Annotated in this window: 14 protein-coding genes and 2 tRNA genes; 7 read left to right on the forward strand and 9 right to left on the reverse strand. The window is 47.5% G+C overall.

The features are described 5' to 3' along the window. Positions 1–15 precede the first annotated feature (15 nt). Both R2X38_RS03945 and R2X38_RS03950 read left to right on the forward strand, forming a co-directional pair. Positions 16–738, forward strand: a complete 723-nt coding sequence (locus tag R2X38_RS03945) for an oligogalacturonate-specific porin KdgM family protein (RefSeq protein ID WP_317520805.1) — start codon at positions 16–18, stop codon at positions 736–738. Positions 739–1021: 283 nt separating this feature from the next. Next, positions 1022–1804: a nitroreductase family protein gene (locus R2X38_RS03950; protein WP_317520806.1), complete on the forward strand. Its 783-nt coding sequence runs from the start codon at positions 1022–1024 to the stop codon at positions 1802–1804. 116 nt (positions 1805–1920) lie between these two features. Here the strand turns inward: R2X38_RS03950 and traF are convergent, their stop codons facing one another. Then, positions 1921–3051 (reverse strand): conjugal transfer protein TraF, encoded by a 1131-nt coding sequence (gene traF, locus R2X38_RS03955; protein WP_317520807.1) that lies wholly within the window; start codon positions 3049–3051, stop codon positions 1921–1923. A 310-nt stretch (positions 3052–3361) separates the two neighbouring features. After that, complete coding sequence (locus R2X38_RS03960) at positions 3362–3625, reverse strand: hypothetical protein (protein WP_317520808.1); 264 nt, start codon at positions 3623–3625, stop codon at positions 3362–3364. On the opposite strand from R2X38_RS03960, the gene R2X38_RS03965 reads away from it, so the two are divergent. From R2X38_RS03965 to R2X38_RS03975, 3 genes are all read left to right on the forward strand, one after another. Beyond that, positions 3625–4275 (forward strand): Qnr family pentapeptide repeat protein, encoded by a 651-nt coding sequence (locus tag R2X38_RS03965; protein ID WP_317520809.1) that lies wholly within the window; start codon positions 3625–3627, stop codon positions 4273–4275. The two genes, R2X38_RS03960 and R2X38_RS03965, sit on opposite strands and share 1 nt — an antisense overlap. Before the next feature lie 165 nt (positions 4276–4440). Continuing rightward, complete coding sequence (locus tag R2X38_RS03970) at positions 4441–4683, forward strand: YdcH family protein (protein ID WP_317520810.1); 243 nt, start codon at positions 4441–4443, stop codon at positions 4681–4683. A gap of 203 nt (positions 4684–4886) precedes the next feature. Continuing rightward, a complete protein-coding gene (locus R2X38_RS03975; protein WP_317520811.1) occupies positions 4887–5816 on the forward strand; it encodes a universal stress protein in 930 nt (309 codons plus the stop codon). A 125-nt stretch (positions 5817–5941) separates the two neighbouring features. Here R2X38_RS03975 and R2X38_RS03980 read toward each other — a convergent pair whose 3' ends face one another. Beyond that, positions 5942–7198: an adenylosuccinate synthase gene (locus R2X38_RS03980; RefSeq protein WP_317520812.1), complete on the reverse strand. Its 1257-nt coding sequence runs from the start codon at positions 7196–7198 to the stop codon at positions 5942–5944. A 161-nt stretch (positions 7199–7359) separates the two neighbouring features. On the opposite strand from R2X38_RS03980, the gene R2X38_RS03985 reads away from it, so the two are divergent. After that, the gene (locus R2X38_RS03985; RefSeq protein ID WP_317520813.1) at positions 7360–8268 is read left to right on the forward strand and encodes a LysR family transcriptional regulator; all 909 of its coding nucleotides are present in this window, start codon (positions 7360–7362) and stop codon (positions 8266–8268) included. A 420-nt stretch (positions 8269–8688) separates the two neighbouring features. On the opposite strand, the gene R2X38_RS03990 is transcribed toward R2X38_RS03985, so the two are convergent. The 4 genes from R2X38_RS03990 to R2X38_RS04005 all read right to left on the reverse strand — a co-directional run bounded on the left by R2X38_RS03990 (position 8689) and on the right by R2X38_RS04005 (position 12527). Next, positions 8689–8765: transfer RNA gene (locus tag R2X38_RS03990), tRNA-Asp, on the reverse strand. A gap of 128 nt (positions 8766–8893) precedes the next feature. Continuing rightward, positions 8894–8984: transfer RNA gene (locus R2X38_RS03995), tRNA-Ser, on the reverse strand. Between the two features lie 107 nt (positions 8985–9091). Beyond that, the gene (gene manA, locus R2X38_RS04000) at positions 9092–10285 is read right to left on the reverse strand and encodes a mannose-6-phosphate isomerase, class I (protein WP_317520814.1); all 1194 of its coding nucleotides are present in this window, start codon (positions 10283–10285) and stop codon (positions 9092–9094) included. 340 nt (positions 10286–10625) lie between these two features. Then, positions 10626–12527: a fructose-specific PTS transporter subunit EIIC gene (locus R2X38_RS04005; protein ID WP_317520815.1), complete on the reverse strand. Its 1902-nt coding sequence runs from the start codon at positions 12525–12527 to the stop codon at positions 10626–10628. A 414-nt stretch (positions 12528–12941) separates the two neighbouring features. Here R2X38_RS04005 and R2X38_RS04010 point away from each other — a divergent pair, with 414 nt between their 5' ends. Further along, the gene (locus R2X38_RS04010; protein WP_317520816.1) at positions 12942–13787 is read left to right on the forward strand and encodes an AraC family transcriptional regulator; all 846 of its coding nucleotides are present in this window, start codon (positions 12942–12944) and stop codon (positions 13785–13787) included. 32 nt (positions 13788–13819) lie between these two features. Here R2X38_RS04010 and R2X38_RS04015 read toward each other — a convergent pair whose 3' ends face one another. After that, positions 13820–14611 (reverse strand): PTS sugar transporter subunit IIA, encoded by a 792-nt coding sequence (locus R2X38_RS04015; protein WP_317520817.1) that lies wholly within the window; start codon positions 14609–14611, stop codon positions 13820–13822. 41 nt (positions 14612–14652) lie between these two features. Further along, positions 14653–14955, reverse strand: a complete 303-nt coding sequence (locus R2X38_RS04020; protein ID WP_107297288.1) for a PTS fructose transporter subunit IIB — start codon at positions 14953–14955, stop codon at positions 14653–14655. Between the last annotated feature and the right edge of the window lie 201 nt (positions 14956–15156).

Here is a 15156-nt window from a genome sequence, read left to right on the forward strand (position 1 = left end):
GTTAGAAAGGTAATGATGAAAACAACAATCAAATTCGTAGCAGCTTCGATACTTCTCGCAACGGCATCGCACGCTATCGCAAACGACTATAAAACAACGGTTGAATACCGCCACCAATACTCTGATGAATCAAAAAAGCATAGCGACCGTTTCAAGGTATTCCTCGATACGGGAAATAACATTGGCTTTGAGTTGGACGCTCGTTACTCAAACGACGACGGTGCTTTCGACTCCATGACATTAAGCGGATCCGAATTTTCTGCCTTTTATTACGACAAACTAAACGATAATACAGTTTACCTACTCGGATCTTCACTTGATTTCACATCAGCTGGTATTGTTTACGTTCCCTATGCACGTTTGAATTACGCCTTTGACAATGGATTCCGCCTGCAAGGCCGATATAAGTGGAAGCTGTGGGATTACAGCCAAACAGGTGTGAACGGCGAAAGCTATAACTCGAAAATCCAACAATTTGACACCTGGCTTGGTTACAACACCGGCAACTGGGACTTCCAATACGAATTCAATATTTGGCGAGAAATGGAAAGCAACGGTCAGAACCTATTTGACGATGGTAAAACTGACTACCTGCATAATTTCCGTTTACTGTACATTTATAGAACGACAAATGGAGACATCTGGCGTCCATTCGTTGAGCTCGGTAACGTGAAAGTGAATAGCATTAGCGACGAACGTCAGAACCGCTACCGTGTTGGTATTAAATACACCTGGTAACCATAACTTGGCAGCTCTAGTATATTCTTCTGCTGTTAACCTGTAATGATAAACTGTTTGATTCAGCCCAGCCTTTTCACAGAGAAAGTCTGGGCTTTATCGAACAATCAAGAACGACATTAGAAGTTAGAGCAGACAGAATTGTCGATAACTTTGTGAAGCAATATTTCTTATCTCAACCATCCTCTACTTACAAACAGCGTAGTTTTCATTTAAATTATCCAGAAGCCATTGTCATTATTGACTTGGTTATTTATTTTCCATCACGCTGTAAGGACACACTGTGGATATTCTTTCTCACCTTCATTCCCACCGCTCTATTCGCCAATATACCGACCAACCTGTAAGCGACGATGCACTTAACGAGATCCTACAAGCTGGGATCAGGGCATCATCTTCGGGAAACATGCAGTCATATTCCATCATAGTGACCAAAGATAAGGCCCGACGAGAATCGCTCTTCGAGCCGCATATGCAGCAGAATATGGTGGTTGATGCCCCTGTTCTACTCACCTTTTGCGCCGATTTCAGGCGAATGAAAAAGTGGCTGGCGCTCAATGACGCCAAACCCAACTTTGATAACTTCATGAGTTTTATGATTGCTGCCATTGACGCAACATTGGTATCGCAAAATGTTGCCATCGCTGCCGAAGCCAAGGGGCTTGGGCTTTGCTATATGGGCTCAACGCTGGCAAATTGCGATAAGATCGGTGAGATACTAGAGCTGCCACCGGGTGTTGTCCCTGTCGTGGGCTATTCATTGGGTTATGCAGATGAAGCGCCACAAACCAGAGACCGCCTGCCGTTGAATGGCTTGATTCACAACGAAACCTACCACGATCACAACGATGAAGAAATTAAGGCTATCTACCACCAGCGCGAAACCGATGGCTGGAATCGCTATATGTCATACCCCGAGATAAAAGCGAAAATAGAAGCTTCCGATGTGCAAAATTTGGCGCAGATATACACCAGCCTGAAATACACCCGTGAGTCACATGTTGGTTTTTCAGAAACCGTGCTTCACTACCTTGAAAAACAAGGTTTCATGAATCACTCAAAATAATTGAGATTAAGGTTTAAGAAAAACGTAAAAAAGACGCTTGTTATTACTGTAACAAGCGTCTTTTTCTAACACATCAAGAAGAGTTATACCCGATTGACTTCAGTTACTTAGGTATATTAGAAGTGGAAGACGAGCTGTGCAGAAGCGCCGTAGTTATCTTCGTCCCCATACAATGCAGCTATATCCAAGCCAAACTTGCCAAATGGCTTGAGGCCAATACCTGCGGTGAACAGATCATCTGCATAGTCGGTCATGCTGTGGATGTAGCCCAAGCGTAGCTGAGCCAAACGCCAGGCATCCGCTTCAAGGCCGATGCGGGCGAACTGGGTCTTATATGATTTCTCTTTGAAAGGTTGCTTGCTGTTCAAATCAACATCAGCAGCAACAGTGAAGCGGGGGTGGTTGTAGGCAACCGCTGCAGTGTATTGGGCCTTCACCTCGTAAGTTGCCTGAGTACCATTGCTGATATTGGTTTTCAGCGACTGGGAAAACACGTTCTGTGCGCTCAAGCCCAACATCACATTGCGGCTTAAGGCATAAGCTGCGCCCAAATCAGCATTGAACGCGGACTTATCGACATAATCGGAGCTGAAGTCAAAGTCATCATCATCGAAAGTGTCGATATTATCTTGGTAGTTGTAAGCCAATATTTGTTGGAACTTCGGCGAAATACCTAAGCTTAGGTCGCGATCAAGAAAGATAAACTCTTTGGCAAAGGTCAAGCCAATGTCGACGGTTCCCCCGACAACCCCTTGGGCATTAGAGTTCACAATCTCATTGTTCTCTAAATCGCTCTCATCGATATCCGTTGTTAAGATAGCGGTAACATGACTTGATACAAAGAAGTTGCTACTGACGACGCGGTTAGGGATCGCAATGACCATACCCACATTGGCATCACCATCAATGCGCTCATTATCGAGATCTAGCAAGGCTGCACGCCATTGGTCTTCAAGATCAGGATTCGACGCTATCTGATCATTCAAATCCTGGAAGTCATCTACCCGATCATGAAGATCATCACCATCATAAACTCGCGCCCCTACAACAGGGAGAATCATTCCAAAACGATCATGAGTTTGGTTTTGAGTTGCCAGTGCCGGGTTATGAAAACTCGCCGTCAGATAATTGGCTGATGCTACCCCAACGCCGCCCATACCCACACTGCGAGTATCTGAAAGCGTGTTAGAAGCCGCTGCTGAGAGCGATAAAAAGGCCATTGCTATCCCTGCAGCTGCTCTTTTCATTGTCACCATGTTAGTCCCTGAAATCTGTTTTCAATGTTCTTTTGAATATTGTGCAATTTAAACATGATGAGGGATGCTCAGGCTAGTCACATTTTTGTTTCAAGTTAATAAACAGTGATAGGGGTAACAGATCATCGAAGCCGAGTACAAGCCTCGGCTTTGTAAAATAGCAAGCTCTCCAAATTAGGCACTATTTGAGTCGGGCCCCCACTCAACACCACCTTTACTTACCTGATGGCCAAAGTGCCAGAGCATACTCTGGCACCACAAATCTCAGCGGTTAAAATTCACCCGCACCAGTGCTGAAATATCAGCCAACAATTATTGTAATAGTACCCTTTACTATAACGCCTAATTTAAGCCACTTAATACGCCGCCATTTAAACATATTAAAAAACACAACCGAACATCCGGCCAAGTTAAAAAAACCACCCAGATTGCTATTTTGCCCCCTTATTTTCGCCATTTTCACACACTCAAAAAAGTTGTTTTTCAGTTGAGATTTTTCTGGATTCACAGCAGTTTTTGCAGGTACTCTTCCCCCATAAAGACCACAAATACTGGCGATCTCCAATGAAAGACCAAACCTATCTCGACCACGATTTTTCCGAGCAAGACTTTGAATACAGCAAATTCGAAAACTGTACCTTTATCCGCTGTAATTTCAGCAGAACGAATTTAAACGAAGCCGAATTCATCAATTGCCAATTCATAGAGCGCGGGGATGTCGAAGGTTGCCGTTTCGAATTTACCAAACTCAAAGAAGCCAGTTTCAAAGACTGTGACCTCAGTATGGCCAATTTCCGTGGCGCGCAGTGTTTTGCTATCGAGTTTCGAGCCTGTAACTTAAAAGGGGCCAACTTCTCCCAAGCCAGTTTTGCCAACTACTTGACCACAAATAACTACTTTTGCTCGGCCTACATATCGGCCAGCAATCTAGCTTACGCCAATCTGGAAAACCAAAAACTGGAGCAATGCGAGTTATTTGAAAACCGCTGGATAGGAGCCAATTTAGTCGGCGCTTCCCTCAAGGGATCAGATCTCAGCCGAGGCGAATTCTCAGCCGATAGCTGGGGCCAGTTTGATATCGAGGAATGTAACCTATGCCACGTTGACCTCAACGGGCTAGACCCTCGGCGTGTTAGCCTAAAAGGCGTCATGATCTGTGATTGGCAGCAAGAGCAATTGCTCGAGCCTCTCGGGTTAATCATCACGGCTGGTTAGCCCTTATCCAGTTGTCAAAAAGTGATCAACTTATTGGTTCAACAAGTTTAATCATACTTTCCTCTACTTTTTGCAGGGAAGTCAGGTCGATACTGCCAAAGCTGCTATCCTATTAGGTGCAATTAGCCCGAGTGTAACTATTTTTAGGTTGTTCCAGGAGGTTGTATGTTAGGAGAAGATCACTCACTAGTCAGTGAGTTCCCCCAGTTCAAAGATACTATTTTCGACTTATCCGCAAGCAACGAGGTGTTTGCCAAAGACGCCATAAAATACGATTCTCTTGATAAGGAAATTCGTGAATTGGAGCTCAGCGGCTCCCCCATCGATGATATTGCGATGCACGATCTCAAACACCAAAGAGCGGAACTCAAAGATTCGCTCCATCAGCGTTTAATTAACTGCCGCTAACAACAGATGTGTTTCGGGCCATCGCTAGATGGCCTATGATTCATCGCTACCCTCGCCTCCTTCCTAAACTCAGATCAATCCCACAAAACCAGTCTCATAAATGCGCATTTCTGTTACCAAACATGAACCGGGCAGGTAAACGAAAACCAACCGATATAGACTAAATTAAAAGCCACAAATTTTTGCGTGTTTAAGGAGGACATATGAAACTCAATCGACTATTGGTTACCATTGCTCCTGAGCAACCGCTCAATGATTCCTTCCACCAAGCATTTTGGTTTGCCAACCAATGTTCTGCACGGGTTATTCTTCTGACAGTTATCGAAGAGCTCAGTGAGTTAAAGGAGGTGGCCAATTATTCCGATACAGCGGTCAATATCATCGAAGAGGCCCAGAAGTTTTACCACCGCCAACTAAATCAACACGTTGAGGTACTCCAGACCCAATACCCCAATATCACTTTCGACACTCACGTTCGTATCGGTATCCCGCACATTGAAATCGTTAAGGAAGCCAAGAGATCACAGGCCAGCATGGTGATCATTGACTCAACCAGAGATGACAAAAAGCTAGCCTGCCAACGCGGTCGCAACACCTTAAACATCATACGCAAATCCGAAGTGCCGATTTGGTCGATCAGCTCCTACTCCAAACCGATCGAGCAGGTTGTGGCCGCTGTCGACCTCAGTAATATCGAATACCAAGAGTTTAATAAAAAGCTGGTTGCCCTGGCGGTTGAGTATTGCGAAATAACGGGGGCCGATTTAACCCTGTGCCATGCCTGGCGGCTTGATTCAGAGGGCTACCTGAGAAAATGGAGTGGCTACGATGACAATGATATCGCGCAACTGTCAAAGAAGATGAGAGAGGAACGCATTGAACGCTTGAAGTCTCTGCTAGAGCCACACAAAGAAAGCGCGGTAAATACCAAGATAGAAATTGTCGAAGGGGAAGCCAGGGAAGTCCTTCCGCTGTATGCGTCAGCAAAAGGCGTTGATGTGGTGATATTGGGATCGCTTTCCCGAACCGGTATCGCGGGCTTCCTAATGGGGAACACGGCCGAGTCGATGGTCAACCAGCTAAGCTGCTCGGTATTGACCCTCAAACCGGACTCATTCGAATCACCGGTATGATGCCTGCACGTTGCCTCAATTAACAAAAAGCAAATAGCAAAAAGCCAGTACCTAATGAATGGTACTGGCTTTTCTGTATCCGATTCAGTTATACCAGAATCTGGTATATTAGAATAAAAGCTTAATTAGCGCATGATCATCTGCTCACGGCCTGGGCCTACAGAAACCATTTTCACGGGTACACCCATTAGCTCTTCGATACGTAGCACGTAATCTTGTGCCGCTTTTGGCAGCTCTTCAAACTTGCGGCAACCGGTAATATCTTCGCTCCAACCTTCCATCTGCTCATAAACAGGCGCTAGAGAAGCAGTCTGCGGCCAGATTGGGTTTTCGCTGTGGTCACCATCGTAAGCGACACAGATTTTCAGATCGCTCAAACCGCTTAGACAATCCACTTTGGTCAGGGCAATTTCAGTTGCGGCTTGAAGTTCAACACCGTTCTTAGTCGCAACAGCATCGAAGTAACCCATATCACGTGGGCGGCCTGTTGTTGCACCGAACTCGCCAGCAGCTTCACGGAACGCATCTTGCTCTTCCATTGCTGTGATCAACGTACCTGTACCGACCGATGAGCTGAATGCTTTGGCAACTGCAATCACGCGCTCAGGGCGAAGTGCTGGCAGGCCACTACCGATACCGGCATACATAGAGACAACGTTAGATGATGTTGTCCATGGGTACTCGCCGTAAGTTAGGTCACGACCTGCACCTAGCTGGGCTTCAAATAGCAGGTTCTGATTTTCTGCCTGCAGCGCTTTTAGCGGCAAAGTCACGTTGCAGATAGCATCGCGCCAAGGTTCAGAGACTTTTAGCAACCACTCGGTCATCTCTTGTGCGGTCTGGTTGAATTCGAAAGTCGGGTAAAGGGCTTTCAATTGAGGCAGTTTCCAGTCCATCCAGAACTGAATGCGCTCGCACAGTACTTCTGGCTGCTTCAACCAGCCAACCAAGATGCCTTTTTTCATTACGCGGTCGCCGTAAGCAGGTGCTATGCCCTGACGGGTTGAACCGTAGGCTGCATCACCCAAGCGAACTTCTTCTAGGGTATCTTCAAGAGCGTGGAGTGGAAGACACAAAGTAGCACGGTCAGAAATGCAAAGGTTAACGTTAACCCCAGCAGCTTTGACTTCGGCTAGTTCGGTAGATAGAGGCTCAGGGCTGATAACCATACCAGGGCCTAGCACCGCAAGACAGTCTGGGTTAAATACGCCGCTTGGCAGCTGGTGTAACTTGAAGGTTCCCAAATCGTTAACCACAGTATGGCCAGCATTATTACCACCTTGGAAACGAATACTTGCAGAGGCTTTCTCAGCAAGGAAATCAACGATTCGGCCCTTGCCTTCATCACCCCAGTTAGCACCAACAACAACAATAGACGACATAATTAACTCTCCCAAACAAAGATGCGATTATGCTAAGGCGACCAAGCCAATAAGAAAAATTAATAATCGTTATAACTACAATAAGGATCTCATATGGGATTTTGTGACAAAAGGCGTAGAATAGTGCTATTCGGCGTTAGTAGTTCAACAGGCGAGCCTTTATGCTAGATCTCAATTGGCTAAATACCTTTGTCACTCTTTCTCGGTTGGAGCATTTCGGCAAAACAGCGTCAGAGCTGCACATGACCCAGCCCAACGTTAGCTTGCACATCAAGCAGTTGGAGCAAGCGACCCGGGTAAAGTTAGTCGAACGCAACCCGTTTCGTCTGACCCAAGCAGGTGAACGCTTACTAAAAAGTGCGCAGTCGACCCTGCAAGAGCTACAGGTATGCCAGTCTGATCTCAATGCCATCAATGACTTGTCGCAAGGCACACTTTCCATTGCTGCCAGTGACATTATCTCCCGGCTACTACTAATCAAACCCTTCCAGTCATTCAAGCACGAGTTTCCCGGAATAGATCTTTCCCTGTTCAACACCACATCGACCCAGGCAGCTGAACTGGTTAAAAGCGCCAAGGCCGATTTAGGCTTTGTGATTGCCCAGAAAGAAAGCCAGCCGCTGCACTTTACCGAATTGCGGCAAATACGCTGGTGTGCGTTTGGAAATGGCTTGAGTGAATGGCAACAGCAAGCTAAGGAAGGAAAAATTACGCCATCAGGCGAAGAGCCGACACTGATCTTATTAGGCCATGATACCCGCACCCGGGATCTGATTGATCTTGCCCTACCCAGTTTGCACTTACCCAAATACCGGGTGATGGAAGTCGGCAGTGTCGATGCCCAAATAGATTGGGCCGAAGCGGGATTTGGCATTGCCATCGTGCCTGCGTTTTCGTTGCACCCCAAGCTCAACCTGAAAAGTACCATCACCCCACTGCCAGATTTTCCGACTACCAGCTTGGGTTATATCGTGCGCCAGAACCAAGTGTTATCCCGTGCAATTAAGCAGCTTCTGCATTGGGTAAGCGAAGAGATTGCTAACTCTGCACATGGAAACCCGGCGAATTAAGCACACCGATTTATAAACATACAAAAAAGCCCTTGTCTTTCGTCGGGGACGCCTAGTTAAGGGCTTCAATGTAGTGGCGGAGCGGACGGACTCGATGGTCCGGCACCCCGGCTCGCAGACAAAAGTGCTGCGCACTTTCGGGAGCGATAAATATGAAAAAAGCCTGACACTTTCGCATCAGGCTTAAATCATTGGCGGAGGGCTGGGGTCGCACTCGACCGGGACTCATTCGACCGAAGGACGAACGCTTAAATTCAACACATACAAAAAAGCCCTCGTCTTTCGACAAGGGCTTCGATGTAGTGGCGGAGCGGATGGACTCGATGGTCCGGCACTCCGGCCCGCAGACAAAAGTGCGCAGCACTTTCGGGAGCGGTAAATACGAAAAAGCCCGACGCTTTCGCATCGGGCTAATGTCGTTGGCGGAGCGGACGGGACTCGAACCCGCGACCCCCGGCGTGACAGGCCGGTATTCTAACCAACTGAACTACCGCTCCAATTCTGTATAAAATCAGGTTCAACACCCAACTTTTAGAATGTGGTGGAGACGCTCTGGGTATGGAGGATTTGAACCCTGCTTACCCAGAAGGTCAAATAACCAGTATGATTACTGACTATTGAAATGTGGCGGAGAGATAGGGATTTGAACCCTAGATACGCTACAAACGTATGCCGGTTTTCAAGACCGGTGCTTTCAACCACTCAGCCATCTCTCCGTAAGTGCGGCGAATAATACGGGCTTAGCCGGTTGATGTAAAGGGCTTTTCAAGCTCTTTACGCCCAACCGAACAACAAATCCGCACTTCGCTTAAACACCCAACAACTAATTGTATGCGCGAGCAAACTTACCGTCAGATGTTGCTAGGTAAGCACCTGCATTGGCCGGGATGAAGACAGATTCGCCTTTGGCAATCGTCAGCGTTTCGCCGTCAGCATGGGCAACAGTCAAAGGCGCATCAACAGCCAGAAGGATTTCTGCACTGTTTGTCTCTAGCGCTACATCGTTAGCCTGCTGGTAAACGCTGAATTTGAAGTCTGGCACTGGGATTGGGTAGTGCAAAGCGCCATTTTCAACTTGCGGTGCCATCAATAGCGAATCAAAAGGAATTGGCTGGCAGGTAGTACAAGATACCAGCTCCGGCACGTCCATATACTTAGGTGTCAAACCGGCACGAAGCACGTTGTCAGAGTTTGCCATAATCTCCAAGCCCGTACCCTTAATGTAAGCATGTGGGGTACATGCATACAGGAACATAGCTTCGCCTGGTTGCAATGTCAGTGTGTTTAGCATCAGCGGTGCAAACAGGCCAATATCACCCGGGTATTGCCCAGCCAAATCTAAGATAAGTGCAAACAACTCATGATCTTTGTGTGCTTCGGCATAAGCCAGCAGCTTGGCCACAGATGTCTCTTTGATTTCACCGTCCAGTGACAGCATTGATTCAAAAAACGCCTCTAGACCCGCTTCATTCTGATTCGCTTCAAGAGAATCAACCAACGCGCTGATCTCGGCAATATCCAGCTTACGGAAATTAGCCACAATCTCAGCAAACTCACGGAAACCGTTCATTGCCTGATAAGGCGTCAGAGCATAAACCAGCTCAGGTTTGTGGTTTGGATCCTTGTAGTTTCGGTTACCCGCCGTGCGAGGTACGCCCTGCTCTTCTTCTTTTGCGAAACCCGCTTCTGCCTGGGCTTTGCTTGGGTGAACCTGGATAGACAGGGCTTTTTCAGCAGCCAGCACCTTGAAAAGATAAGGTAGCTCACCAAATGTCTCAGCCGTCTGTGCCCCAATCAATGTCGCTTTATCCGATTCAATATAATCAGATAGCAGAGTTGTCTTACCATCTACGTCAATTTGCGAACAACCGTTCTGGTGCGCCCCCATCCAGATTTCCGCTTGCGGCTTACCTTCAGGGTTTTCAAAACCAAACAACTGACCAATCGAGGTTGTGCTGCCCCATGCATAATCTTGAATCACGTTATGCATACGATAAAAACGAGGGGAAGTAGACATAGCTTTCCTTATTTCAAATGCAGATTTCATCAAGGCCCCAATCTGTCATTGAGACACTGATGGAATCCGATTAAACATCTTATTCGTTTCCCTGTCATGACCATCGCCATTCCAGCAGCGCATACTACCAAAATACGCAAGCAAAGAGAGGCTTTTCATTACTTTTCATCGATTATTCATGGTTAATCAAACTAACCAATCTTTGACAGCAACAGAAACTATAACAACTGAAACCAGTCTAGGAATAAGTCTTCTAGCCAAAAAGCTCCCTCAATGAAGGGAGCTTCAAGGACACAGTCACTCAGGGTTTACTGTGTAGTGCTATTGCTTGCGGGGGAAATTAAGCAACAGCGGTTTGTTGTGCTTTACCCTGACGCATCTTTTTCAGTGATACTGCAACCAGTGCTGTCACTACTGCACCTGCTGCCATACATGCTAGTGCCAGAACCGGTTTGTTCATCGCGCCAAGCAGAGCCACAACCGGGCCACCGTGAGCAACACTGTTTGTGATACCAAATGAGAAGGCCATTACAGCAGCGACCATAGAGCCCAGTACGTTCGCAGGGATAACTGACATCGGGTCTTGCGCCGCAAATGGAATCGCACCTTCAGAGATACCCACCAAGCCCATTGCACCTGAGGCTTTACCAGCTTCAATTTCAGACTCTTCGAAGATATTGAACTTACGACCAATTACAGTGGCTAGCGCCATACCTAGCGGAGCGACTGGGATTGCACACGCCATCGCACCCATGAATTGTGTCTGGCCACTTGCAATCATACCTACAGAGAATAGGAAGGCTACCTTATTGAATGGGCCCCCCATATCGAAGCCAGCCATACCACCCAATACAATGCCTAGCAGTACAACGTTACCGGTACTCATGCTGGTCAGTAGTGCGTTCAGGCCATCCATCAAGCTCGCAATCGGTGCACCGATAACGAAGATGAACAAGCTCGAGATAAACAAACTACCGGTAATTGGCGCAATCATAATTGGCACAAGTGGCTGAATGAACTTGTGGTAGTTACGAGTGACGATAAATTTGACGAAGTAACCGACCAACAGACCCGCGACAATAGCACCAATGAAACCTGTACCGGCTTCCGCGCCGTAGAACGAACCGTTGTTAGCAATCCAGCCACCGATCAGGCCCGGGGCAAGCGCAGGACGATCAGCAATGGCGTAAGCGATGTAACCAGCCAGAATTGGGATCATCAATGTGAATGCAACGACACCAACATCCAGTACCTTGTTCCACATGCTGCCATCAGGAATGGCCATGCCCGCTTCTGTTGGTTGGCCGCCAATTGCCAGCGCAAGGGCGATCAACAAACCACCGGTAACAACAAACGGGATCATGTGCGATACGCCGTTCATCAGGTAGCGGTAGAGATCCGAGCGAGCCTGGGTTACTTTGCTTTCTTTCTCGACTGGCGCGTCATCGCCAGACGCTTGGTATGCAGGCGCAGCCAACGCTTGGTCAATCAGACCTTTGGCATCTTTGATGGGTGCCTTCACACCAGTTTTAATCAAACGCTTGCCAGCAAAGCGGGTCATGTCCACCTGCTTGTCACAGCTGACAATGATCGCCTCGGCACGTTCGATCTCTTCGGCTGTCGGGCTATTCTTCACCCCGATAGAGCCATTGGTTTCGACCTTGATTTCGTAACCCAGCTCTTTCGCACCTTTCTCCAGCGCTTCCGCTGCAAGGTAAGTGTGGGCAACACCAGCAGGACAGCCGGTTACGCCAATAAGGAAACCATTTTCAGCCGCTGGTGCCTCTGCGCTTTCTGTTTTTTCCAGTAGCAGAGCCAGGGCATCTTTTTCAGATTTTGCTGCAAGGAAAGCGTCAATAAAGCCGTCCTCGATCAGCTTGGAAGATAGCTCGGCCAATACTTCGATATGGTGGTTAGCACCTCCGTCTGGAGAAGCAATCATGAAGAAAAGTTTAGAAGGCAGGCCGTCTTCTGCGCCGTATTCAATACCGGTTCGGCTGATGCCGATAGCGACAGCAGGCTCGCTTACAGCAGCACTTTTCGCATGAGGTAGGGCAACGCCATCTTCAAAGCCGGTATTGCCCAGCTCTTCACGAGCATGGATATCTGCCAAGAACTGTTGCTTGTCGCTGACTCGACCCTGCGCATGCAGGATATCGATCATTTCAACAAACACCTCTTCTTTCGTTGTTGCCTTAAGGTTTAGGCAAATCAACTGCTCATTAATCAGATTGGTGATCATGAGTGTTCCCCCTTTGATTATTTATATCGGCATACTGTTTGTTGCCGTTGGGGATATTTTCGGCTTTTTAGCACACCTCTTATAGTGTACCAGAGGGGCATTTACTGGATATTTGTAACACCTATATTGTTGTGTGATCGGACTCTCACAATGACACGCTTAACAGAAACCAATCCAAAACCACATAAAAACCTATAAAATCAGACATTTAAACACAAAATATCAATCATAAATGCTGCATATATAAAATCAAAAATGAATAATAGCTAGACTTAAGTAACACGATTTTTCATCCTAGGACTGCAATTTTTAGTGATCCGCTTCACGGTATCTAACCGAGAACAAGGACAATAGAGGCAAGCTCAAAAGATAATAGCCACAACACGTCTACCCTAGCCAAGGTCAATTTGTACCATGAGCCAAGTCTTCCACCAGCTACTCGAAACCCTGCTTGCCGAGCGGGAGCACTTCAACCGAATTTGGTTTGCCGGCGATCATGTCACCCCGCCACCATTTAGCTATCAGGTTAACTTCCCGCGGTTGGAAATGGTCATCAGCGGTGAATACCTCAATGAGCTGGAGGATCCGGATCATGGCATCACCGAAGTAAAGATCATGGCCGGTGATGCGCTATATATCCCGCCCAACAGTTGGAACAAGCCCAACTGGGATACTGACTGCTCAGTACTCAGCCTGCTATTTGGTAAGCGTCAACTCGGATTTAGCCTGGTTAGTAAGTCCAAGGGGCAAGCAAGCTTCTATGATGTGCAAAAGCACAGTATCCAGACCCGAACCGGCTTTGCTATTGACCATATACTTGCGGCACTGAATGCCTTAGCGAAAGAGCCCCTGCAAAAACCGATGGATGAGCACCTGCTGCAAGCCTTGATGAGCTATTGCCAACAGATGCTCGCAGCCCCGAGCAACACCAATAAAAAGCGCAGCGAAGATCTCTACCAGGGGATCTGTATTTACATTCAGGAGAACTTCCACCGCCCAATTACCCGTGATTCCATTGCCAAGCGCTTTAACATCACACCCAACCACCTATCACGGCTATTTCGCCAGCAGGGCCACATGCGCATGGCCGATTACATCACTTGGGTAAGGATTGAACGGGCAAAGTTCATGTTGAAAAAGTACACCTTCCGCTTAAACGAAGTTGCAACCCGTTGTGGTTTTCAGGATGTGAACTACTTCTACCGGGTGTTTAAGAATAAAACAGGGATGACGCCGTCTGACTACCGGGGAAGAGAATAGTTTAGCTAACGCCTTATTACCTAAACGGCTTTTTACCGAAACGGCAGGGACAAGCTATCTAGGACAACAGCTCGCAGTACCTCTGGGCGTGCATCTTCAGTGAGCAGTTGACAAAAATCAGGCTCTAGCAACCGTTTTGAGAATGACGAGAAAGCCAGTAAATGCTCACGTTGTGGAGGAGCAGGTAGTACCAATCCCACAATACTGGTCACAGGACCGCGCTTTGAACCCCAGTCTAAAGGTTGTTCTAAAGTCGCCAAGACCAAGGTTGGCACCTCGACATCTGGGGTTAAGATATGTGGCAATGCAACACCATTGCCCATTGCCGTTGATGAGATAGTCTCTCTCGCCTGAATTTGCTCTAAAAGACGGTTGGCTTTATTGGGTTGGTTGGGGGCGCACTGGCGGCAGATTTCGGTAAGGACATCTGCTTTTTTAAACGTGCTGACTGATAACTGGGAAAGCGGCGGCAAAAAACTAAGTTCATAGTCAAACGGTAGGGTAATGCGACCCGTCCCTTCACGCTGGCTGATGTGACGATGGCCAGTGCAAATAAGATGGCAATGCTCGGAGACAAAGTCGGTCAACACCATACAGGCCAGCTCGGCATCCGAGCCTTCAATCATCAGCTGGCATAAATCGCCCGGCATCGAACCCAAGCTCATCATCCGCATCGCCTGCTCGGCATTAGCCATCCTAAGCTGAGAGATATTGTGTATCACTACCACTGAGCGGAAAAAACCCGCCAAGGTTTTTAGCCGGTTGAGTTTCCAGGCTGGCAAGCCCTCTTCATCGAGAGTGAAGGTGATACGGCGTTCTATCATAAGTCGTTTAGGCGATTAATCATCAATAAGTAGGTGTTTGATTACAGCTCTTTGCAGCGGTTGATCACCCCAACCGGGTCGGTCAGCACCTCTTCAATAGTCACGCAGTGGATCTTGCTACCGGTAAATCGAGCACGGTGTTCGATTTCGATATCTGATGCAATCAGAACCACATCAGCCCGACCGATATCCTGAAAACTCAATTGGTTTTCGATCCCCATCGCCCCTTGAGTCTCGACCATCATCTGCACCCCCAACTGCTGGGCGGCTTTGGTCAACTCTGAAGCAGCCATGTAAGTATGGGCAATCCCGGTAGGGCAAGCGGTGACAGCAACTATTTTCATTGATATCTCTTCTCTTTATTATTCTCTGTTTTTCACAATACCCAAGAGACTTGAGCCTTTGCTTTGTACCGTTTTCATCGCTAATAATCTAGCAAGAGAGAGAAAATTGGTTCAAATTTCAAAACAGAACTTGATCTAGCCCACCAATCAACCTGCCTTTCAACCCGTCTTTCAAGCTATAACCCCTAGCCAGACCGCCTT

Origin of the sequence: Photobacterium rosenbergii (assembly GCF_033022775.1) — a bacterium.
GTDB classification, from domain to species: Bacteria; Pseudomonadota; Gammaproteobacteria; order Enterobacterales; family Vibrionaceae; genus Photobacterium; species Photobacterium rosenbergii_A.

Coding starts and splice junctions, on each gene's coding strand:
- R2X38_RS03980 (WP_317520812.1), bottom strand. CDS start 7,198: ATGTCGTCTATTGTTGTTGTTGGTGCTAACTGGGGTGATGAAGGCAAG.
- manA (WP_317520814.1), bottom strand. CDS start 10,285: ATGTCTACTTCCCCTCGTTTTTATCGTATGCATAACGTGATTCAAGAT.
- R2X38_RS04020 (WP_107297288.1), bottom strand. CDS start 14,955: ATGAAAATAGTTGCTGTCACCGCTTGCCCTACCGGGATTGCCCATACT.
- traF (WP_317520807.1), bottom strand. CDS start 3,051: ATGAAAAGAGCAGCTGCAGGGATAGCAATGGCCTTTTTATCGCTCTCA.
- R2X38_RS03945 (WP_317520805.1), top strand. CDS start 16: ATGAAAACAACAATCAAATTCGTAGCAGCTTCGATACTTCTCGCAACG.
- R2X38_RS03985 (WP_317520813.1), top strand. CDS start 7,360: ATGCTAGATCTCAATTGGCTAAATACCTTTGTCACTCTTTCTCGGTTG.
- R2X38_RS03975 (WP_317520811.1), top strand. CDS start 4,887: ATGAAACTCAATCGACTATTGGTTACCATTGCTCCTGAGCAACCGCTC.
- R2X38_RS04005 (WP_317520815.1), bottom strand. CDS start 12,527: ATGATCACCAATCTGATTAATGAGCAGTTGATTTGCCTAAACCTTAAG.
- R2X38_RS03970 (WP_317520810.1), top strand. CDS start 4,441: ATGTTAGGAGAAGATCACTCACTAGTCAGTGAGTTCCCCCAGTTCAAA.
- R2X38_RS04010 (WP_317520816.1), top strand. CDS start 12,942: ATGAGCCAAGTCTTCCACCAGCTACTCGAAACCCTGCTTGCCGAGCGG.
- R2X38_RS03965 (WP_317520809.1), top strand. CDS start 3,625: ATGAAAGACCAAACCTATCTCGACCACGATTTTTCCGAGCAAGACTTT.
- R2X38_RS04015 (WP_317520817.1), bottom strand. CDS start 14,611: ATGATAGAACGCCGTATCACCTTCACTCTCGATGAAGAGGGCTTGCCA.